Genomic DNA, 20,528 nt, shown 5'->3' with positions numbered 1-20,528 from the left:
CATCGCCGGATAGAACTGAGCCGTCGCCTTTCTGGCGCGACCGTAGAAGGCAGCAACAAGTAAGATCTCGCGCCGGCTATCTGGGCGAGCTTGGCGTAGGATTCCGCCCCCTCCCGCAAACGCCCCCTTCATGCCTGTGTGGGGCAAATGATGGCCCGACTGGAGGCCGATGTTCTGATGTCGACGATTGCCAGCAAGGTTGCCCGCATCGAACTGGCCGGCAAGCCCTCGTACCAGCGCATCAACTGGTTGCGCGGGCTGTCCAGCCTGCCGGTTCGCCTTGAGCGCGCCTGACATGGCCGCGCGGGGCGCCGGGCGGGCCGAGGATAGCGGCTATCCCGCCCCGCTGCGCGCGTGGCTGGTAATAGCCGTCCTGCTGCTCGCTTACACGATCGCGTTCGTGGATCGGCAGATATTGAGCCTGATGGTCCAGCCCATCCGGGCAGACCTGCAACTGAGCGACACCGCCATCAGCCTGTTGCACGGCTTCGCCTTTGCGATCTTCTACACGTTCCTTGGCATGTTCCTGGGGCGGTGGGCAGACCGTGGCAGCCGCAAGGCCATGATAGCGGGTGGCATGGTGTTGTGGTGTCTTGCCACCGTCGCTTGTGGCTTCGCGCAAACCTTCCACCAGCTTTTCGCCGCGCGCATCATGGTCGGCGTGGGCGAAGCGACGCTTTCCCCGGCTGCTTATTCGCTGATATCGGACTACTTCGCCCCCGCTCGTCGCGGCCGGGCGATGAGCGCCTATACGATGGGCATCTTCGTCGGTTCGGGCGTAGCGCTGATTCTGGGCGGGCTTGCGGTCACCGCCGCCTCGCAGGAAGCTGCGGTGACCCTGCCGCTCGCCGGCACGGTAAGGCCTTGGCAGGCCGCCTTCATGATCGTCGGAATTCCGGGGCTGGCCGTGGCCGGGCTCATGCTGCTTGTCCGCGAACCGAAACGCCAGGAGCGCCGAAAGGGCGATCACCATTTGCCCGATATGGCCGAGACGTTCGCCTTCTTTCGCGCCCAGGCGGGAATCCTGTTCGCGATCGTGACTGGCTTCGGCGTCAACGCCATCATCAGCTACGGCCTTTCGGCTTGGGTACCTTCCCTGTTTATTCGCGTCCACCACTGGAGCGCCGGGGACATCGCCTTTGCCTATGGCGTGATCCTGCTGACTTCGGGATGCGCCGGCATTCTTTGCGGTGGCTGGCTGGCCGACCGGATGACCACTTCGGGAAAGCCGGATGGCGCCTTGCGCGCTTCGCTTCTGGGAATGGCGGCGGTCATTCCGGTAGTGCCATTCGTCGGCCTCGCCTCCTCGCCAGCCTTGGCGCTTGCCGCACTCGCCTGGACCAGCTTTTTCCTGGGCGTGCCGACCGGCATAGCGCCGGCAGCCCTTCACGCCATCACCCCCAACGAGTTCCGCGGGCAGGTTACCGCCCTCTATCTCTTTGCCATCAACCTGATCGGCATGGGCTTCGGCCCGACATTCGTGGCGCTCGCGACCGATCGCGTTTTCCAGTCTGACCTTGCCGTGGGCCGTTCCCTGGCGCTGGTTACCGGCCTGGCCGCAATCGTTGCGTTTGCGCTGATCGCCACCGCCCGGCGCGGTTACGGCGCCGCGGTTGCCGCCGCCCACCGCTGAGACACTTCAAACAGGATCCGTCATGAAGAAACTGATCAACGATCCCGCACGCGTCGTCGATGATATGGTCGAAGGGCTGGCTCTTGCCGATCGCCGGCTGATGCTGCTGCCGGATGAAACCGTGGTGCTTCGCGCCGATTACGAAGAACTGCGCGCCGCCGGCAAGGTTGCGATCATTTCCGGCGGCGGTTCCGGCCATGAGCCCGCCCATGCCGGCTACGTGGGCCAGGGCATGCTGACGGCGGCGGTCGCCGGTCCGGTCTTCACCTCGCCCAGCGTTGACGCGGTGCTCAAGGCGATCCTGACCGTCGGCGGCCCGGCGGGCGTGCTGGTCATTGTCAAGAATTACACCGGCGACAAGCTGAACTTCGGGCTTGCGGCGGAGATCGCGCGGACGCACGGCATCCCGGTCGATGTGGTGATCGTCGGCGACGATGTGGCGCTTGGAGACGAGAATCGCGCCGTCGGTCGACGGGGAATTGCCGGGACGGTGTTCGTGCACAAAGTGGCTGGAGCTGCGGCGGAAGCGGGACGGCCGTTGGAGGAAGTCCGTCTCGAGGCGCAGGCGGCGGCCGACAATGTGTTCTCGATGGGGCTGGGCCTCACGTCTTGCACGGTTCCAGCCGCTGGCCGCCCGGGATTTGAGCTGGGCGAGGATGAGGTGGAATTCGGCCTCGGCATCCATGGTGAAAGCGGTGTGCGCAGAACGGCAATCGCTCCCGTCGATACGATGCTGGGCGAAATGTTGTCGGTCATCATGCGGCACGGTGATCTCAAGGCAGGTGACGAGGTCGCCCTGATGGTCAATGGCCTTGGCGGTACGCCCGCGTTGGAACTTGCGATAGCAGCGCGAGGTGCCTTGCGACACCTGGCCGCAGCCGGAATATCCGTAAAGGCGGTGAGTTCCGGTACGTTCCTGAGTGCGCTGGAAATGGCGGGGTGCTCTCTTTCCGTCATGCGCCTTGACCCTTTGCGCATCCATCGTTTGCTGAGCCCCACCGCCGCTCCGGCATGGATAGCGCCGACGGCGCCGGTGAGCGCGGTCCAGGTCGCTTCGGCGGTTTCGATCGCCGGCGTGCAGCCGATTACAGGCCAGTCGTGGTCCGATGGCGAGCATGGCATCCGCTTCGGGGAGGCGATCCGCGCGGTGATCCAGGCGCTGCAAGCTGCCGAACCGGAACTCACCCGGCTGGATAGCGCCGTCGGCGATGGCGATCTCGGCATCAGCCTTGCGCGCGGCGCGACGAGCGTCGAACAGGCATTCGATTCCCTGGCCCTGGACGATCCCGCGAAGGCACTGGCGCAGATATCGGGGATTTTGCGTCGCTCTCTGGGAGGGACATCCGGCCCGCTCTATTCCATTTTCGTCCTGCGCGCGGCCACGGCCATGGCGGCTGAAGCGAATCCCGCAGATCCCATGGCATGGGCGCATGCCATGCAGGCCGGTTGTGAGGGCGTCATGGCACTCGGTGGGGCTCAACCGGGTGACCGCACCATGCTCGACGCGCTCTTGCCCGCAGCGGACGCACTTGCTTCGGCAGAGGGCAATGCCGCGGAGCGAAGCGCCCGCATGCTTGCGGCAGCGACAGCCGGCGCCGATGCAACGCGCGACATGGCGCCACGCCGCGGGCGCGCAAGCTATATCGGCGAGCGGGCAATTGGCCATCCGGACCCAGGCGCGGTCGCGGTCGCGACATGGGTGGATGCCCTTCACCGCTGGGCACGAGCCGCCTGAACCGGACCGGCAGGCGGACAGCGGCGTCACAATTCGCGGCAATTCCAGGGGGCGGGAAGCCATAGACTGACCATCGGCGTGATGGGTCAGGCCATCCGCGCGCGCCGGAATTGCCGACGCGTGTTCCCATCCGAATGAGGCAGCGCCGGATGCCGCGCTGCGCCCGTTCCCGAGCGGCCAGACAGATTCTGCCCGGCAGCAATATATTGCAATGCAACATCCCTAGGCCAGAAAAGTTTGCTCGCTAGTTGGCCCTCTCTGACAATGGATTGTCATCCGTCATGGGAACGAAACGGTTCGTGACAGGGGGTGAAATTGGCTGGTGAACGTATCGGTCTGCGGCAGGCAGCTGCATGGCTGGCGGAAATTGTCGGTCCTGACCGAAGCTATGTGAACGTCGGTATCGTCTATACCGTGGCGATCAGCCTGTTGTCGCTGGCAACGCCAATCTCGGTGCAGCTTCTCATCAACTCGGTGGCGCGCACCGCGCAGGTTGCGCCCCTGTGGATCCTCTCGGGTGTGCTGCTGGTGCTGCTGCTGGTAGTCGCGGGGCTTAGCGCGCTGCGGATCTATCTGCTCGCCATCTTCGAGCGTCGCATCTTCGCGCGCGTGGTGGCCGAGATCACGGTGCGCGCGGTCCATGCCCGCAACCCGTTCTTCGCCGACGCAAGCTCCGGCAGCCTGTTCAACCGCTATTTCGACATGGCCATCATCCAGAAGTCGGTGCCCAGCCTTGTCATCGGGGCGTTCACGATCATCCTGCAGGGCGCGGTCGGCCTGCTGGTGACGAGCTTCTACCACCCCTTCTTCCTGGCGTTCAATCTGGTGCTGGTCCTGGTCTGCCTCGCGATCTGGCTGATCTGGCGCCACGGCGCGATCAGCGGCGCGGTCGGCGTCAGCCACGCCAAGCATGATGCCGCGCACTGGCTGGAAAGCGTCGGCGCGTCGAACGGCTTCTACCAGTCCGCGCGCCATCTGGACTTCGCGATGGACCGCTCGGAGGCGGTGACGGCGGACTACATCAAGGCCCACCGCCGCTACTTCCGATACAGCTTCGCCCAGACCCTCGGTTATTTCCTCGTCTATGCCTTCGCGGCCGCAGCCCTGCTGGCGCTCGGCGGCAGCCTGATCCTTGCCGGACAGCTCTCGATCGGGCAGCTGGTCGCTGCCGAACTGATCCTGTCCGGCGTGTTTTACGGCATCTACCAGCTCGGCTGGTATCTCGACACCTTCTACGATCTCGTCGCGAGCAGCGAGGAACTATCGCTGGTCTTCGCCATCCCGCAGGAGCGTCCCGGCCAGCGGGGCGAGGCGCCGCGCGATGGCTCGGTGCGCTTTCGCGATGTCGATTTCGACGGCGTCCACCTCGATTTCGCGATCGCCGGCGGCGAACAGGCGGTCATTCTGGCCGAGCCCGGCGTGGAGAACACCCTCGCCCTGCTGCTCAAGCGCCATATCACTCCCACGGGTGGCATCGTCTCGATCGGCGGCAGCGAACTGGGCAGCTTCAACATGTACCTTCTGCGATCGGCGGTCATGGTGCTCAACCGGCCGACGATCGTCGATGTCACCTTGCGCGAATACCTGACGCTTGCCGAGGGACGAAACGGGGACGGGGCGACGACCATGCGGGCGCTGGAGCGGGTTGGCCTGCTCGCCCGCCTCGCCAGTCTGCCCAACGGTCTGGACACCCAGCTCGCCAGCTCGGGCTCGCCGCTCTCGATCGTCGAGGTGATGCAGCTCAAGCTGGCCAACGCCCTGCTCAGCAGACCCCGGGTGCTGTTGATGTCGCAGCTTTTCGACATGATGCCATTGGGCGTCCTCAAGGCGACGCTGGCCGAACTGCGGCAGAACGGCACCACCGTCCTGCTCAGCAGCGGACGGCCCGAGGCGCTCGACCTCGACGCTTGGTACTGGCTTGGCGCGCGAGAGCAGCGCCGCTTCGCCGACAAGGACGCGTTCTTGCGCTTCGTCGCGGAACGGGAGGTACAGCCATGACGCTGGACAACACCCAGATGGAGCATTTCCCCTCGCTGGCACGGCTGCGCCCGCCCCGCGTGGTGACGACCGTCGCATGGCTCATCCTCGTGGGCATCTTACTTGCCGTCGCGATCCTGTTCGTGCCCTGGCTGCAAACTGCCCAGGGCGGCGGTCAGGTCACCACGCTGAACGCCGAAGACCGCGCCCGAGACGTCTCTTCGCTGGTCGGCGGCCGCGTCGAGGAATTCTACGTGAAGGATGGCGATTTCGTCCATGCGGGCGATCCGATCGTTCGCGTGGTCGATGTCGATCCCGACTTCCTCGAACGGCTCGCCGGCGAGAAAGCGCAAGTCGAGGCACAGATCGCCGCCGTCCAGCAGGCGCGCGCCACCGCCGCAATCGATGTGGGGCGCACGGGCCAGCTCTATACCGAAGGTCTCGCCGCCCGACGCGACTACGAACAGACGCAGATCAAGGTTTCGGAAGCCGACGCCAAACTGGCCGAAGCCCGCGCCAAGCTGAAGCAGATCGAGATCAAGCTGGCGCAAAGCTCGGCGCAGATCGTCACCGCGCCGCGCGACGGGCGCGTCCAGAACCTCAACGCGGCCGCGGGCGGATCGCTGATCTCCTCCGGCACGGTGCTGGCGACGATCGCGCCCGAGCGCATCGCCCGCGCGGTAGAGCTGTACATCGACGGTCGGGATATCCCGCTGGTCGCGCCGGGCCGCCCGGTGCGGCTCGAATTCGAAGGCTTCCCGGCTTTCCAGTTCAGCGGATGGCCGGCCTTCGCCGTGGGCATTTACGATGGTCGTGTGCGCTCGGTCGATCCCACCCCGCGCAGCGACGGGCTGTTTCGCGTCCTCGTCGAACAGGCGCCGAACAAGACCGCCTGGCCCGAGCGCCGCTTCGTGCGCCAGGGCAGCAAGGTGCTCGGCTGGATTCAGGGCGACACCGTCCCCGTCTGGTACGAGCTGTGGCGTCAGCTCAACGACTTCCCGCTCAATTTCGGCGTAGCCAGTAAGGTCGGCGAACAGGAGGCGAAAGCCGCGAAGGAGGACAAGAGCTCGATCGAGAAGAAGAAGTGATGATGCGCCGGCTCCTTGCGATCAATGCGCTGCTTCTCGCCGCAACGGCCGGCACGGCGGCCAGCGCAGCCGACCCCGTCGCCGTCCGCCCGGTGCCGATGGCGGTTATGCCCGCCCACGGAGACGATCAACCGTCCACGCCGCTCACGCTGGACGAGGTCCTGCGCTCCTCGGCGCGCGCGGCGCCCGACATCGTTGCGGCGCTGGCGCGCGTGCGCCAGGCCGAGGGGCGGGCACTGAGCGCCGAGGGCGCGTTCGACACGGTCTTCTCGGTCGATGCCCGCAGCCGCCTTGCCGGCTATTACGACGGTTCGGAAGTCACCGGCAAGGCGGAGCGCCCCCTCACCGGCAACGGCGGATACCTCTACGGCCAGTATCGCAATTCGCGCGGCGATTTCCCGATCTATGAGGACAAGGCCTATACCAACCGGCTCGGCGAGGTGAAGATCGGTGCACTCTACGCCCTGCTGCGGGATCGCATGATCGACGCCCGGCGTTCGACGGCGCAGCTTGCCGGAAACGACATCGACATCGCCCGCTTCGAGACGCGCGCCACCGCCATCGGCGTGCAGTCCCGCGCGATCGAGTCCTATCAGAAGTGGGTGGAAAGCGGGCTGAAGCTGCAGGCCTATCAGTCGCTTTACGACATCGCGGTCGAGCGCGGCAATGGCATCCGCCGGCAGGTGCAACTGGGCGCGAAGCCGGAAATCCTGCTCACCGAGAACGAAGCCAACATGGTCAAGCGGGAAGCCTTGGTCGCGCAGGCACGGCAGGAATTCCGGGCAGCGGCGAACAAGCTCTCGCTTTACTACCGCGATGCAGCGGGCCTTCCGGTCCTGGTCGATGCCGACCGGCTGCCGCCTTCGGCCGCGGCCTTCGATGGCATGAACGTGGATCCATTTTTCGAAATCGAGGAACGGCCCGATTTCGGCATCCTGCTCGAAGAGATCGAGCAGGCATCGGTCAAGCTGGCTTTGGCCGAGAACGACCTGCGGCCCAGGCTCGATCTCAAGGGCGAAATCGCCAAGGACATCGGATCGGCAGGTGCGGGCGGCTACAGCCGCTCGCCGCTGGAGGTAGTCTTCGGCGTGTCGCTCACAGTGCCGCTGCAAAACCGCAAGGCGCGGGGCAAGCTGACCGAAAGCCGCGCCAAGCTCGACGAACTGTCGGTCAAGCAGCGATACCTGGCCGAGAAGATCCGCGCCGAAGTGGCCGGGATCGGCATCGAGGTCGACACCGCGCGCGAACTGGCGGATGCCACCCGCCGGCAGGTCGCTCTCGCCGGTCGGCTTGCCGAGGCCGAACGCCGCCGCTTCGCGTTGGGATCGAGTGATTTCTTTCTCGTCAACAGCCGCGAGGAAGCCGCCACCGATGCCGCCGTGAAGCTGATCGAAGCCCGTGCGCGCATCGCCGCCGCGCGGGCGCAGCTCGCTGCGGCGACGGCCGATGAAAGCGCCCTCAAGCTGGACGCACGTTAAGCTGCGGCGCGCTGGATTGGTCGCAGCGAACATCTCTGCGGCTAGCCGATGGACGACGTGGATTTACCAAGAATGGGTGAGGGTCAGGACCCATTACTGGCCGACAATTACTCGGCCGGGGCGCCCGCAACCGGGAGTTCGATGCGGAAAGTGCTTCCCATGCCCGGCGCGCTTTTGACCAGGGTCACCTCTCCAGCGTGAAGTTCGACCAGCTGGCGGACCAAGGCGAGACCGATGCCGAGACCGTCCCGAGCCGCGCGCGACGTCCCGTCAATCTGCCTGAACAGCTCGAAGATGTGTTCTTGGGCCTCGATCGGGATCCCGATGCCGGAATCACTGACCTCGATGTGTACGCTATCCTCGACCCGTCTGGCCGTCATCAGAATCTGTCCCGGCTCAGGCGTGTACCGGGCAGCGTTGCTGACAAGGTTGATGACGGCTTGGGCGATCCGCACTTCGTCGCCATGTATCCAGATCGGCTCTGGCGGGATGTCGGCAACCAGCGTGTGACCGTCCGCATCGAGCAGGGACTGGCACGATTCGACAACGTAACGGAGCGCATCCTGCAGCACGAAGGGCCTGATCTTCAGGGAAATCTTGCCCTCGTTGATCCTGGCGATGTTCAGCAGGTCCTCGACAAGCCGCGTCAGATGGTTGAGGCTTCGCTGCATCTGATCGCGGATGTCCTGCTTGGGCCCGCTGTCGTCGCGCTTGCCCAAAAGGTTCAACCCCGCGTTCAAGGCTGCGATCGGGTTGCGCAGCTCGTGGCCCAGGATGGCAAGGAAGCGATCCTTGTGCTGGTCGGCAAGCTGGAGCGCAGAGGTCAGTCCTTCAAGCTTGTCGCGCTGGCGCGCAATGCGCCGCTGTTGGGCGTGGAGGTCGAAGAACACAGCGGCCTTCGAACGCAAGATGTCAGGCTCGATCGGCTTCTGGATGAAGTCGACCGCGCCGGCCTCGTAGCCGCGAAAGCGGCGCTGGTGATCCGCGGTGCCGGCGGTGAGGAAAATGATCGGGATATGGCGCGTGCGCTCGCTCCCCCGCATGAACTCAGCCAGCTGGAACCCGTCCATTTCCGGCATCTGCACGTCGAGCAGCGCCAGCGCAATGTCGTGCACCAGCAGCAATTCGAGGGCTTCCTCGCCACTTGCCGCCTTGTGGCAGACCAGACCGTCCCGCTGGAGCAGCGCTTCGAGCGCGAGCAGGTTCTCTGGCAGGTCGTCGACCAGAAGGAAGTGGACCGACTCGCCCATTTCGATATCGTCTGTGCGGTTCATGCGGAGACCAGACCGGCTAGAAACGCCGTGATGCCATCAAGCGTTTCCACTCGGGCATCGGGGCAAAGAGCCAGCGCCGCCGCCGGCATGGCCCCGGACATGGCGCTTTGCGGGTCCTCCACCAACGCAATGCCGCCGGCGGCCGTTACCGCGCGCAGGCCTTCGGCGCCATCGTGATTGGAGCCGGTGAGCACGATGGCGGCCAACTCGTGTCCGTAGGCTTCGGCCGCGCTTTCCAGAAGGACGTCGATCGCGGGGCGGCTGTAGTTGACGGGCTCGTCGGACGACAGCGCAAGTGTTCGGTCCTTTTCCACCAGCAAATGGTAGTCGGACGGCGCAAAGTAGACCGTGCCCGGCTTGAGTGGCTCCTTGTCCTCAGCCTCCTTGACGTCCAGCGCGCAGCGCTTCTTCAGCAGTGGCACGAGCATGTTGTCGCGATCCGGGGGGACGTGCACCACGATCATGACCGGGACGGGCAACCCGGCCGGCAGCGGCGGCAGGATGTGCAGCAGCGCCTGAACCGCGCCGGCAGAGGCGCCGATGGCTACGGCGCTGACCTTTGCGACGGTCATCCTTGCGCCCTCTGGTAGATTTTCTCTTCCGGCACGAACGGCGAAAACGATGCGGCATGGCGCGTGAAGCGCAGGCTTTCCTTAGAGCCGAGGCCAAGGAAGCCTTTACGCGCCAGCGAATCGCGAAACAGCGCCACGACCCGGTCCTGCAATTCGCGATCGAAATAGATCAGCACGTTGCGGCAGGAGATGAGCTGCATCTCGCCGAACGAGGAATCCGTGACAAGGCTGTGGTCGGAGAACACGACCCGCTCGCGCAGGGTCTTGTCGAAGATGACGCCGCCGTGGGCCGCGCGGTAATAGTCGGAAAGAGAGGTGCGCGCGCCCGATTTCTGATGGTTGGCGGTGTACCCCCTTATCTGGTCGAGTGGATAAACCGCCTTCTCCGCAGCGTCGAGCGCATCGGGGTTGATGTCGGTCGCATAGAACAGGGTGCGGTCGTACAGGCCCTCCTCGCGGAACAGGATGGCCAGCGAATAGAGCTCCTCGCCGCGGCTGCACCCCGCCACCCACACCTTGAGCGAAGGATACGTGGCAAGGTGTGGCAAGACCCGTTGTCGCAGTGCGCGAAAATAGGATGGGTCGCGGAACATTTCGCTCACCTGCACGGTCAGGTAGTTGAGCAGCCGCGGCAGCACGCTCTCGTCGTGTAGCACTGCCTCCTGAATGGCAGACAGGCTGGTGTAGCCGAGCTGGACCCGCGCCTGTACCAGCCGTCGCTTGATCGAGGCCTGGGCGTAGTGGCGGAAATCATAGTGATAGCGCCGGTGCAGCGCTTCCAGAAAAAGCTGGATTTCGATGTCCTCGATCTCGTCGCCCGCCGTCATGGGATCACCGGGGCATCCACACGCGGACCAGGCTGAGCAGCTTGTCCACGTCGATCGGCTTCGCCATGTAGTCGTTCGCCCCTGCCGCCAGGCACTTTTCCTGGTCGTCCGGCATCGCCTTTGCCGTCAGCATCACGATCGGCAGGTTCTTCCAGCGCGGATCGCTACGAATTTCCCGCGCCGCCGAGAGCCCGTCCATCACCGGCATCATCACGTCCATCAGAACGAGATCGATCGCGTCGGCGAGGTTGGCCGCGCTGGCATCGAGCGCCTCGATCGCTTCGCGTCCGTTGCGCGCAATCGCGATCTTCGCGCCGCGCGGCTCCAGCACGCTGCTCAGCGAGTAGATGTTTCGCACATCGTCTTCGACGATCAAGATCCGCCGGCCTTCCAGCACCGCGTCACGGAAGCGGGCCTTCTGCAGCATGCGTTGCTGTTCCGGCGGCAGTTCGGAAACCACCTTGTGCAGGAAGAGGGTTACTTCGTCGAGCAACCGCTCGGGCGACTTGGCGCCCTTGATGATGATCGAGCTGGACAAGCGCCGCAGCCGCTGTTTCTCCTCAACCGACAGATCGTGCCCGGTGTAGACGATCACGGGCGGGAAGCTTTTCTCCTCGTTGCGGCTCAGGGTCTCGAGCAGCTCCATCCCTGACCGGTCCGGCAAGGTCAGGTCGAGCACCATGCAATCGAACGTCTCCTGGTCGAGCTTTTCAAGACATTCGGCAGCCGTACCCACTCCGACCGTCTCGACATCGCCGGTCCACAGCAGCCTGCTCACCGCATCACGCTGCACCGCGTCATCCTCCACGATCAGCACCCGGCGAAGCCGGGTCGCCAACTGGTCCTGGAGCTTGCTCAGCACATCGGCGAGGTCTTCCCGGCGGATCGGCTTGACATGGTAGCCGACCGCACCAAGCGCCAGCGCCGTCTGCGCGTGATCGCTGGCCGAGATCACGTGGATCGGGATGTGTCGCGTCTGGTCTTCGTGCTTGAGGCGGTCAAGCACGGTCAGTCCGGACTGGTCCGGCAGGCCGAGATCCAGCACGATGGCGCTCGGCCGATGCAGGGCGGCCAGGTGGATCGCCTCTTCCGCGCTGCCAGCCACTATGCACTGGAAGTTCATTTCCTGGGAGAGGTCGCGCACGATCTGGGCGAACGGCACGTCGTCCTCCACCACCAGCAAAAGCCGTCGGCTCCGGTCCAGCCTGTCGCGATCGTCCGCCACCGCGTTCGATACCCGCCGCGGGGCAAGACGAGGATCATCCGGCGTCACCGCGGCAGCGTCCGCCGTCCGCGGCGTGGCCGGCAGTGCCGCCGCGGGAACAACGGCAGCGGCATCGTAGAACTCGGGCAGCGTCAGCGTGAACGTGCTGCCCTTGCCCACCGTGCTGACCAGCGCGATCGTGCCGCCCAGCAGCCGCGCCAGTTCCCGCGAGATCGACAGACCAAGCCCGGTTCCGCCGTATTTGCGGCTGATCGCGCTGTCGGCCTGCTGGAAGGCGCCGAAGATCGCCTCTTGCTGTTCGGGGGAAATGCCGATCCCGGTGTCGGTAACCGCAAAGGCGACCCGCCCTTCGCCGGCCGGTGCGATTTCCAGGCAGACAGTGCCGCTCTCGGTGAACTTGAAAGCGTTGGACAGCAGGTTGCGCAGGACTTGCTCCAGACGCAGCCGGTCAGTCTCGATCGCGGCCGGCACGCCGGGCCGTACCACGAATTCCAGCTCGACGCCGCGCTGATCCGCCACCGGCGCGAAAATCTGCCTGAGATCGCCCACCAGCCGTTGGAGCGCCAACGGTTCCGACTGGATCTTCACGTGCCCCGCCTCGATCTTCGAGAGATCAAGGATATCGTTGATCAGCATGAGCAGGTCATTGCCCGAGGACTGGATCGTCCGCGCGAACTGGACCTGATCGGGCGACAGGTTGCCGTCGGCATTGTCGCCCAGAAGCTTTGACAGGATCAGCAGCGAATTGAGCGGAGTGCGCAGTTCATGGCTCATGTTGGCAAGGAAATCGGACTTGTACTGACTTGCCTGCGCCAGTTCCTGCGCCTTGCTTTCCAGCGACGCGGCGGATTGCTCCAGCAAGGTGCGCTGCATCTCCAGCGTTTGGGCCTGTTCTTCCAGTTCGCTGTTGGTCTGCTCGAGCTCCACCTGCTGCTGTTCGAGGCGAACCTGCGATTCTTTCAGGGCACGCCCCTGCTCCTCCAGCTCTTCGTTCGACACGCGGAGCTCTTCGCTTTGCGCCTGAAGCTCGGCCTTCTGCCGCTGGGTCTCTTCCAGCGCATCCTGCAAACGGGTGCGAAAGCGGGCCGATCGCAAGGCAATACCCAGACTATCCGCGGATCCAGCCAGGAACTCGAGCACACGCGCCGGAACGGGATCGAAGAAGCCCAGCTCGATCACGCCGTTGACCAAGCCGTCCGCGGTCGTCGGCGCGATCACCAGATGGCGGGGCTGCGAGCGCCCGAACGCTGATCCGATGGTAAGGTATTCGTCGGGCAGGTCGTTGATGACGATTGGCGCGCCCGAGTTTGCCACCTGGCCAAGCAGCCCATCACCGAGGGAAAAACTGTGGGGCATTGCGCCGTCTGCCGGCACGCCCAGCGTTGCAATGCGTCGGAAATGGCCACCATCTCCCTTGAACAGGGCACCCGCCTGAAAGCCGAGATAGGCGGCCAGGAATGCCATCGCTTCCTCACCGATCTGTTCGACGCCCTTGTCGCCACGGATCACATCGGCGAGTTCCAGCTGGCCAGTGCGCAGCCAGTCCTGCCGCGCCTTGATTGCTGCGTTGCGCTGAACAAGCAGGAAAATGGCGATGGTCAGGATCGAACCGATCAGCCCAGCGATAATGCTGCTGCTGACTGCCCCGCGGGAAGCGGATGCCATCTCCTCCAGCCGCAAAGAGCGCTGTCGAACTTCCTCGGAGTTCATGACTTCGATCTGCCGCCGGATCGCGGCCATTTCCTGCTGCCCCACGTCCGTGGAAACCGCCGTAACCGCCGGTCCGAACCCCTTGGCCTGGCGCAGTTCTATGGTCCGTGTAAGCTCGGCCAGCTTTGCGATCACATGCGGGCGCAAATCCCGCAAGTTGTTGGATTGCACCGGGTCGTTGACCGTCAAATCCTGTACCGCATCAAGCCGGTCACGGACGTCGGACACGGCCTGATGGTAGGGCTGCAGGTAGGTCTCCTTGCCAGTCAGGATATAGCCGCGCTGGCCGGTTTCGGCATCCTGCAGCGTGGAGAGGAGCCGGTTGAGCGCCACCAGCATATTGTGCGTATCGCGTACCGAAGCGTCGGCGTTCCCAACCGCCTGGATGTTCGAGTAGGATACGTAGCTGCTCGCGGCGAAGAACGCCAACCCCGCGATGAGGCCGATGAGCGTCCCGATGCGGACGCGAGCGGCGTCGAGCCTACGCATCAAGGCATCCTCGCAGCGGCAACGAGTTCGGGAAGATGCCCGACAAGACAACCAGGTTTGGTGATCGAAGCCCCCTAGGATCGAGTTGCAAGCAAGGCTGCTGCAACGCGCCCGCGAACAACAACCAATTCACGTCCGCGGGATTACGCTCAATTTACCAAAAGGTTCCGAGCGCCGCAGCCGCCATGGTACAGAACCACGCGAACGATCATGTGATCGGACAAACAGGACCGCAGATGCCGCTGATGCTTTGTCACGCGCTTCAAATCGCGTGACAAAGCATCAAGCGCGAAAGGCGGAGCAGGGTTGAGCAAACCAGCCCTTTTTCATCCGCTGACGATCCGAACATCGCGCTCGATGGCTGCCCCCTGCGCATCCGCCGGGAGCGCGGAAACACTGATATAGAGCCAGGTCGTGAGCATAGCCTATCACGTGGATCACGGTTTGGTGGGCGCTCATAGTCTCCCCGGTTCATCCGGGCCATGGCAATCCCCGTCCGCTTTATGGTTGCTGAAATATCACCCGCCACCGCCGTAGATTTGTCAGCTACATGCGCGACTTTGTGTCTGCCGTCCTCGTCGCAGGAGGATGAACATGATCGGCTCAAATCAGCTAGTCCATCTCGAAGAAACCACTGTATCGGACGAAGCGCCGCCGGCGCCCCGCAAACGTCGTCGATCGCCCCGCTTCCGCACCGTCTTTCGGGTCGCGCGGGTCTCGGCGCGCGACGATCAAGGTGTGGCGCGCATTCAGAACATCTCCAATGAAGGTCTGTTGATCACGACCTCGATGAAGTTGAGTCCCGGCGACGCCATCCAGATCGACTTGTCGGATGAGTGCAGTCTCACCGGGCTTGTCGTGTGGTATGATCGGCACCGGTGCGGTGTCCGATTACTGCGCCCTGTCAACAGCCCCGCGCTCCTGGGGCGATCTCTCATTTGGGAAACGCCGCCGCGAGATGGTCAATCAATGCCCATAAAGCGGTTGCGAGATAATCAGGGAACGTCTGAAGTGGGCCAATTGCGCCGCTCATTGCTTGCGTTCGAAGCGAAGGCCGCAGACAGTCGCCCTACTTGGCAACGGGGTGCAAATCATGGCGCTTTCTGGATTTCTGTTGGCTGCGGCAGCAGCGCTGGCCGGGCCAACCGCTCCGGCCCGTGAGGTCAACCCGCCCACGCCGGTGGCTCGGGCGGTCTGGCTGGCGGACTCCGCCCTGCGCGAGCCAAAGACCGAAGTCCTGGTGCTGGGCACTCCCCACCTCAGCATGCTTCCGCCCGATTTTGATCGCGCTCAGTTCGAGCCGCTTCTAGCCCGTCTGCAGGCCTGGCGCCCCCGCATGATCATGATCGAGGCAGTAGGCGGTGCGCAGTGCGACTATCTGCGAGCGTTCGCCGCCTTTTACCCGGGCGTTGCGGAGGATTATTGCCCCGACGCCAGCGCGGCGCGGGCCGCGCTGCACCTCGATCAGGCCGGCGCCGAGGCAGAAATTGCGCGGCTGCTGGCAACCGACCGGGCCGACCGCCCCGCAGCCGAACGGCGCCGGCTGGCCGTGCTGTTTCTCGCGGCCGGGGATCCGGCTTCGGCCAGGGTGCAGTGGTTGCGTCTGGCCGAACCGGAGCGCGTCGCGGCGGACGGCCTGACCGACGCCTTGTTGGGAACGATAGCCGCGATCGGCAAGCGGCCGAATGAAAATCGCGAAGTGGCGGCCGTGGTGGCCGCGCGTCTTGGGCTGGAACGCGTGTGGCCAGTGGACGATCACACCGGCGATCGCGCCTCCGGCCCCAGCAACGCGGAGATGGAGGCGACGATCCAGCGGCTGTGGGACAACCGCTGGTCGCACGAACGCAGACCGCTGCTCGAACAGGTTCCGGCACGACTCAAGAACGGAGCGGTGCTCTCGGTCTATCGCGACGAGAGCAGCCTCGCTGCAACCCGGTACGCCGTGGCGTCCGATTTTGCCGCCACGGCCGCCGATCCCTCCGAACAGCGCTATGGCCGGCGCTATCTGGCCTATTGGGAAACGCGCAACCTGCGCATGGTTGCGAACATGCGCGAGGCCATGGGACCAACGCCCGGGACGCGGGTACTGGCCATCGTCGGCTCATCGCACAAGCCCTATTACGAACGCTATCTCGGGGTCCTGAGCGAAATCCGCCTGGTCAGTACCGACGAGGTTCTTGCGGACAAGCCGCGTTAGCGGCAGCGGCCCTCTCGCCGGGCAGGACTGAGTTCCTATCCGCTAAAGGGCACGGCATCGCGCCTCTGCCCCAAGAGGCAGGATTGCAGCGCGTCCCTGCGCGGATAACAGCTTGCCATGACACGGCTTATCCTCGTTCTGGGCGATCAGTTGACGCCCTCGCTTTCGTCCTTGCGCGCGGCCGATCCGGCGAGCGACGTCGTGCTGATGGCCGAAGTGGCGGCGGAAACGACCTATGTTCGACACCACAAGAAGAAGATTGCTCTGGTCCTGTCGGCGATGCGCCATTTCGCCGCGGAGCTTCGCACCCTTGGCTGGAAGGTGGACTACGTCCGGCTCGACGATCCGGAAAACACAGGCAGCCTGCGCGGCGAAGCGCATCGGGCCATGGCACGGCATGGTGCCAGCGGCATCCTTGCGACCGAGCCCGGCGAATGGCGGTTGATGGAAGAGATGAGCGCCTGGGCCGAACTGTTGCCCGATACGCGCTTTCTGGCCGACCGCCACGGCTTCGTCCGCTGGGCCGAGGCGCGCAAGAGCCTGCGCATGGAACATTTCTATCGCCTGATGCGGCGCAAGACGGGCCTGTTGATGGACGGCGAGCAGCCCGCCGGGGGGCAGTGGAATTTCGATCATGACAACCGGTCTCCACCGCCGGGGGCATTGGGTCTGCCCCAGCCCGCGCGCTTTGATCCCGATGCGATCACGCGGGAGGTACTGGAGCTGGTAGCACAGCGCTTCTCCGATCACTTCGGCGATCTCGAGCCATTCTGGTTCGCCACGACCCGATCCGATGCCAAGGCCGCCTTTGACCATTTCCTGCGCCATGGCTTGCGCGATTTTGGTCGGTATCAGGACGCCATGCTGAGCGGGCACCGATTTTTGTGCCACGCCGTGGTCTCGATCTACCTCAATCTGGGGTTGCTCGATCCGCTGGAAATGTGCCGGGCGGTCGAGGAAGAATGGCGCGCTGGCCGCGTGCCGCTGAACAGCGCGGAAGGTTTCATCCGGCAGATCATCGGTTGGCGTGAATTCGTGCGGGGCATTTACTGGTGGCAAGGCCCCGATTACGCGAGAGTCAACGCGCTGGATGCGCGGCGCCGGTTGCCACGGTTCTACTGGAGCGGCGAAACAGCCATGGCCTGCCTGCGCGCCTGCATCACCCAGACCCGCGAGGAGGCCTATGCCCACCACATTCAGCGGCTGATGGTGACAGGCACGTTTGCCTTGCTCGCCGGCGTCGATCCCCACGCGTTGCACGAATGGTATCTGGCGGTTTATGCTGATGCGTTCGAATGGGTCGAGCTACCCAATACCATCGGCATGAGCCAGTTTGCCGACGGCGGTTTGCTGGCCAGCAAACCCTATGCCGCGAGCGGTGCCTACATTCAGCGGATGAGCGACTATTGCGGCGCCTGCGCCTACAACGTCAAGGCACGGGTGGGGCCGCAGGCGTGCCCGTTCAACTTCCTGTATTGGCGCTTCATCGCCACCCATGCCGCCAGGTTACGCGGCAACGGCCGCATGGCGCAGATGGTGCGCGTATGGGACAAATTCCCGCCCGATCATCGGCGCGAATTGCTAGCTCAGGCAGATGCCTTTCTGGCCAGCCCCGCGCTTGCGCCCGCTCCATAGACCTTCCTTGCCTCGCCATTTAAGGGGGCACACACGCTGGCCGATCAGCCGTACTCGCGCGCTCACCATGGTATGCGTGTGCCGTCCCAGGCAAAAAAGCCGCCGCTGTCCTCAGGCGTGAGGCGGTCGATCACGTCAAGCAGATGCACGGCGGATATTTCCGGCGAAAACAGCTTGCCCGCCGCTACACCGGACTGAAACGGTCGGGAAAGGCCGGTGGCCACGGTGCCGGGATGCAACGCGACGATGACCGCCAGGGGATGGGTGCGCCGCATCTCGATGGCGAAATTGGCAATCAGCATGTTGAGCGCGGCTTTGCTGGCGCGATAGCCATGCCATCCCCCCAGCCGGTTGTCGCCAATCGAACCCACGCGCGCGGAAAGAACTCCAAAAACCGCGCGCCGGTCCTTGGGCAGCCTGGGCAACAAGTGTTTGGCGATCAGCGCCGGACCGATCGTGTTGACCGCGAACATCCGCGCCATGGCTTCGGGTTGTAGCGCCCGCAGCGTCTTTTCAGGCATGACCGCTCCGGATTGGTCGTGAAGCAGACCGCTTGCTACCAGCACCAGATCGGGCGGTGTCTCCAGGATCGAGCAGGCATTGATGATGCTGCTTTCATCGGTCAGGTCATAAAGGAAAGAGACCTGTTGCGGTCGAGGCGGCAGGGGGCGGCGCGATCCCGCATGAATATGTGCGTAGCGGCCGCAAGCGCCCAAACGATCCGCCAGAGCGCCGCCGACCCCGCCACCGGCGCCGAACACAACCGCGCAGGTCATCGCGCGATGCCTTCCAGAATAGGCCGCTCCCGCACCCACAGGACCGCGCGGTTGCGATCGCGTTGGCCACGCCAGACCATGCTGGCCATGGCCGCAGTGGCCTTGTTCGCAGGCTGATTGCGCACAGGGTTCACCTTTCCAACAAGCACCATGTCAATCGTCCACGTCGTGGTGGCCCAAATCATTCGTCTGATTGGCCCCTGCCATAGACACGAGAGCGCCTGAGACGGGCAATATGCACGACAGTGCAAAGCGGGCCTGTCTTCCCGCGCAAAGGCGCGTGCGCACCTCTTCCACGATCCGCGCGCGGCCCGCGCTGGAAGATCACGTCATCCGCGTAATGGGGCGCGAGGCCGGCGAAGCGTTGCGGCTGCGCGCATCGGCCACGGCCGCAGCGCCTTGCGCGCTCATGCCGCCGCCTCTTCCGCTACGAAGTAATCGCGGCGCAGCGTGCGCGCGGCCAGCAGGAACATCGCCCCGGCGATGAAGAACACACACACCGCCGACATCAGCGCCGACCGCACGCCCGTTGCCGCCGCCGCCGCGCAGGTGTGCTGGAGGGCGCCTACCGCCTGCGCGCCGGCTTTCAGCGCGCGGCACTGCGTCAGATAATCCCCACCCTGGAAAGCGGAGGAGGCGAAGCGATCGCTCATCCAGCCGACGAAGGTCGGTCCGCCGCCATAGCCGACCAGCGTGTAGAACATGCCGAACACGGCCGCCCCGGTCGCCCGCATGCGCGGTTCCAGCAGATTCTGGATCATACCGATGGTGGGGCCGTAGTACAGCAGCAGGAAGCAGCCGGAAATCACCAGCAACACGGTGCCCAGCGCGGGCGATGCCGCGCTGAACGCGATCCAGTAGGAGAACGGCGCAATGAACAGGCCGATCGCAGCGCCCCACGCCGGCCAGCGCCCATCGCCCCGCCGTGCGAGCCAATCGGTGCCGAACGAGCCGATAAGCAGGCCGCTGCCCAGTGCCAGCGCCGAGATCGTGCCATAGAGCGCGCCCGCAGACCGCGCCGGCAGGTCGTAGACACGGCTGAGATAGACGGCGAGGAATTGCGAGATCGAACTCATGCCGAAGCCGGCGAGCGCCCCGCCCGCGATGACGAACATCAGGGCTGGCTTGCTGGCAACCACTGTCAGGAACGCCCGGAAATCAGGCGCCGGCGTCTTCACCGGCGGCATGTTGTCCGCCAGCCCCCGGCGCGGTTCGCGCACCAGCAGGATGAACAGCAGGCCGATCACCACGCCCGGCAGTCCCATCACGATGAAGGCCGCGCGCCATCCCCAAAGGCCCGTCACGGCACCGCCGACCGAGGCGCCGATAAAGCTGCCGATCGGCGATCCCAGGAGGATCAGGCCCATCACCGAAGCCCGGCGTTCGCGTGGGAAAAGGTCGCCCACCAGCGATGACGTGGCCGGTTGCGATCCGGCCTCGCCCATGCCCACGCCCACACGGCACAGCATCATCTGCGCGAAATTGCCCACGGCCGAACAGGCCATCGTCATGGTCGACCAGAACAGGATCGCGGCGGTGATGATCCGCACGCGCGACATGCGTTCGGCCAGCCGGCCGATCGGCACGCCCAACACCGCGTAAAGCAGCGCGAACGCCAGCCCCTGAAGAATGCCGAGCTGGAAATCGGTCAATTGCAGATCGACCTTGATCTGCTGCGCGGTGACGGCAAACACCGACCGATCGGCGAAATTGAACGTCGCGACCAGGAAGCTCATGGTGATGAAAGTGCGACGATAGCCCGTCGACAACATCCGTTCGTCATCACCTGTCCGCATTGCTCTCCTCCGGGCGGCGCTTTACCGCTTTCGCTTGTTCCGCACCCGTACCGTCTGCCGGCACGCCGTTTGTGCCCCCGTGTGTGGCGGATGGTTGGTGATTTATCAATACGATT

Annotated in this window: 15 protein-coding genes; 9 read left to right on the top strand and 6 right to left on the bottom strand. The window is 64.7% G+C overall.

Features of this window, described 5'->3' with window-relative positions; genetic code table 11:
- Positions 1–147: 147 nt before the first annotated feature.
- The 6 genes from EH199_RS24350 to EH199_RS07280 all read left to right on the top strand — a co-directional run bounded on the left by EH199_RS24350 (position 148) and on the right by EH199_RS07280 (position 7,911).
- On the top strand, positions 148–294 hold the full coding sequence (locus EH199_RS24350; protein ID WP_190287181.1) for a hypothetical protein: 147 nt from the start codon (positions 148–150) through the stop codon (positions 292–294).
- 1 nt (position 295) lies between these two features.
- Positions 296–1,633: an MFS transporter gene (locus tag EH199_RS07300; RefSeq protein ID WP_124808612.1), complete on the top strand. Its 1,338-nt coding sequence runs from the start codon at positions 296–298 to the stop codon at positions 1,631–1,633.
- Between the two features lie 22 nt (positions 1,634–1,655).
- On the top strand, positions 1,656–3,368 hold the full coding sequence (gene dhaL, locus EH199_RS07295; RefSeq protein WP_124808611.1) for a dihydroxyacetone kinase subunit DhaL: 1,713 nt from the start codon (positions 1,656–1,658) through the stop codon (positions 3,366–3,368).
- Between the two features lie 315 nt (positions 3,369–3,683).
- Positions 3,684–5,366 (top strand): ABC transporter transmembrane domain-containing protein, encoded by a 1,683-nt coding sequence (locus tag EH199_RS07290; protein ID WP_124808610.1) that lies wholly within the window; start codon positions 3,684–3,686, stop codon positions 5,364–5,366.
- Positions 5,363–6,433, top strand: a complete 1,071-nt coding sequence (locus tag EH199_RS07285) for an HlyD family secretion protein (protein WP_124808609.1) — start codon at positions 5,363–5,365, stop codon at positions 6,431–6,433. Before EH199_RS07290 ends, EH199_RS07285 begins: the two co-directional genes overlap by 4 nt.
- On the top strand, positions 6,433–7,911 hold the full coding sequence (locus tag EH199_RS07280; RefSeq protein WP_370449671.1) for a TolC family protein: 1,479 nt from the start codon (positions 6,433–6,435) through the stop codon (positions 7,909–7,911). Before EH199_RS07285 ends, EH199_RS07280 begins: the two co-directional genes overlap by 1 nt.
- Before the next feature lie 107 nt (positions 7,912–8,018).
- On the opposite strand, the gene EH199_RS07275 is transcribed toward EH199_RS07280, so the two are convergent.
- Genes EH199_RS07275 through EH199_RS07260 form a run of 4 tightly spaced genes read right to left on the bottom strand, consistent with a single transcriptional unit; the run spans position 8,019 to position 14,008 of the window.
- Positions 8,019–9,185 carry a hybrid sensor histidine kinase/response regulator gene (locus EH199_RS07275; RefSeq protein ID WP_124808608.1) on the bottom strand — a complete coding sequence of 389 codons (1,167 nt, stop codon included), beginning with the start codon at positions 9,183–9,185 and terminating at the stop codon, positions 8,019–8,021.
- Positions 9,182–9,757 carry a chemotaxis protein CheB gene (locus EH199_RS07270; RefSeq protein ID WP_124808607.1) on the bottom strand — a complete coding sequence of 192 codons (576 nt, stop codon included), beginning with the start codon at positions 9,755–9,757 and terminating at the stop codon, positions 9,182–9,184. Before EH199_RS07270 ends, EH199_RS07275 begins: the two co-directional genes overlap by 4 nt.
- A complete protein-coding gene (locus EH199_RS07265) occupies positions 9,754–10,584 on the bottom strand; it encodes a protein-glutamate O-methyltransferase CheR (RefSeq protein ID WP_124808606.1) in 831 nt (276 codons plus the stop codon). Before EH199_RS07265 ends, EH199_RS07270 begins: the two co-directional genes overlap by 4 nt.
- A 4-nt stretch (positions 10,585–10,588) precedes the next feature.
- Complete coding sequence (locus EH199_RS07260) at positions 10,589–14,008, bottom strand: response regulator (RefSeq protein WP_124808605.1); 3,420 nt, start codon at positions 14,006–14,008, stop codon at positions 10,589–10,591.
- Between the two features lie 594 nt (positions 14,009–14,602).
- Between EH199_RS07260 and EH199_RS07255 the strand changes: the two genes are divergently transcribed.
- The 3 genes from EH199_RS07255 (at position 14,603) to EH199_RS07245 (ending at position 17,840) form a co-directional block, all read left to right on the top strand.
- Positions 14,603–15,169 (top strand): PilZ domain-containing protein, encoded by a 567-nt coding sequence (locus EH199_RS07255; protein WP_190287180.1) that lies wholly within the window; start codon positions 14,603–14,605, stop codon positions 15,167–15,169.
- Positions 15,123–16,205, top strand: a complete 1,083-nt coding sequence (locus EH199_RS07250) for a DUF5694 domain-containing protein (protein ID WP_124808603.1) — start codon at positions 15,123–15,125, stop codon at positions 16,203–16,205. Before EH199_RS07255 ends, EH199_RS07250 begins: the two co-directional genes overlap by 47 nt.
- Positions 16,206–16,322: 117 nt before the next feature.
- The gene (locus EH199_RS07245) at positions 16,323–17,840 is read left to right on the top strand and encodes a cryptochrome/photolyase family protein (protein WP_124808602.1); all 1,518 of its coding nucleotides are present in this window, start codon (positions 16,323–16,325) and stop codon (positions 17,838–17,840) included.
- 62 nt (positions 17,841–17,902) lie between these two features.
- Here the strand turns inward: EH199_RS07245 and EH199_RS07240 are convergent, their stop codons facing one another.
- Positions 17,903–18,616: an SDR family NAD(P)-dependent oxidoreductase gene (locus tag EH199_RS07240; protein WP_124808601.1), complete on the bottom strand. Its 714-nt coding sequence runs from the start codon at positions 18,614–18,616 to the stop codon at positions 17,903–17,905.
- Positions 18,617–19,023: 407 nt separating this feature from the next.
- Entirely contained in the window at positions 19,024–20,412 is a 1,389-nt protein-coding gene (locus tag EH199_RS07235) for an MFS transporter (protein WP_124808600.1), read from the bottom strand.
- Positions 20,413–20,528 lie beyond the last annotated feature (116 nt).

This window comes from Novosphingobium sp. LASN5T (genome assembly GCF_003856955.1).
Classification (GTDB): Bacteria; Pseudomonadota; Alphaproteobacteria; order Sphingomonadales; family Sphingomonadaceae; genus Novosphingobium.
The sequence above is the reverse complement of the archived record's forward strand: the minus strand, read 5'-3'. Positions and strand labels throughout refer to the sequence as shown.

What these genes read in the sequence shown, in the direction of transcription:
- EH199_RS07265 (WP_124808606.1), bottom strand. Translation starts at nt 10,584, where the DNA reads ATGACGGCGGGCGACGAGATCGAGGACATCGAAATCCAGCTTTTTCTG.
- EH199_RS07300 (WP_124808612.1), top strand. Translation starts at nt 296, where the DNA reads ATGGCCGCGCGGGGCGCCGGGCGGGCCGAGGATAGCGGCTATCCCGCC.
- EH199_RS24350 (WP_190287181.1), top strand. Translation starts at nt 148, where the DNA reads ATGATGGCCCGACTGGAGGCCGATGTTCTGATGTCGACGATTGCCAGC.
- EH199_RS07285 (WP_124808609.1), top strand. Translation starts at nt 5,363, where the DNA reads ATGACGCTGGACAACACCCAGATGGAGCATTTCCCCTCGCTGGCACGG.
- EH199_RS07270 (WP_124808607.1), bottom strand. Translation starts at nt 9,757, where the DNA reads ATGACCGTCGCAAAGGTCAGCGCCGTAGCCATCGGCGCCTCTGCCGGC.
- EH199_RS07235 (WP_124808600.1), bottom strand. Translation starts at nt 20,412, where the DNA reads ATGCGGACAGGTGATGACGAACGGATGTTGTCGACGGGCTATCGTCGC.
- EH199_RS07275 (WP_124808608.1), bottom strand. Translation starts at nt 9,185, where the DNA reads ATGAACCGCACAGACGATATCGAAATGGGCGAGTCGGTCCACTTCCTT.
- dhaL (WP_124808611.1), top strand. Translation starts at nt 1,656, where the DNA reads ATGAAGAAACTGATCAACGATCCCGCACGCGTCGTCGATGATATGGTC.
- EH199_RS07260 (WP_124808605.1), bottom strand. Translation starts at nt 14,008, where the DNA reads ATGCGTAGGCTCGACGCCGCTCGCGTCCGCATCGGGACGCTCATCGGC.
- EH199_RS07280 (WP_370449671.1), top strand. Translation starts at nt 6,433, where the DNA reads ATGATGCGCCGGCTCCTTGCGATCAATGCGCTGCTTCTCGCCGCAACG.
- EH199_RS07240 (WP_124808601.1), bottom strand. Translation starts at nt 18,616, where the DNA reads ATGACCTGCGCGGTTGTGTTCGGCGCCGGTGGCGGGGTCGGCGGCGCT.
- EH199_RS07245 (WP_124808602.1), top strand. Translation starts at nt 16,323, where the DNA reads ATGACACGGCTTATCCTCGTTCTGGGCGATCAGTTGACGCCCTCGCTT.
- EH199_RS07255 (WP_190287180.1), top strand. Translation starts at nt 14,603, where the DNA reads ATGATCGGCTCAAATCAGCTAGTCCATCTCGAAGAAACCACTGTATCG.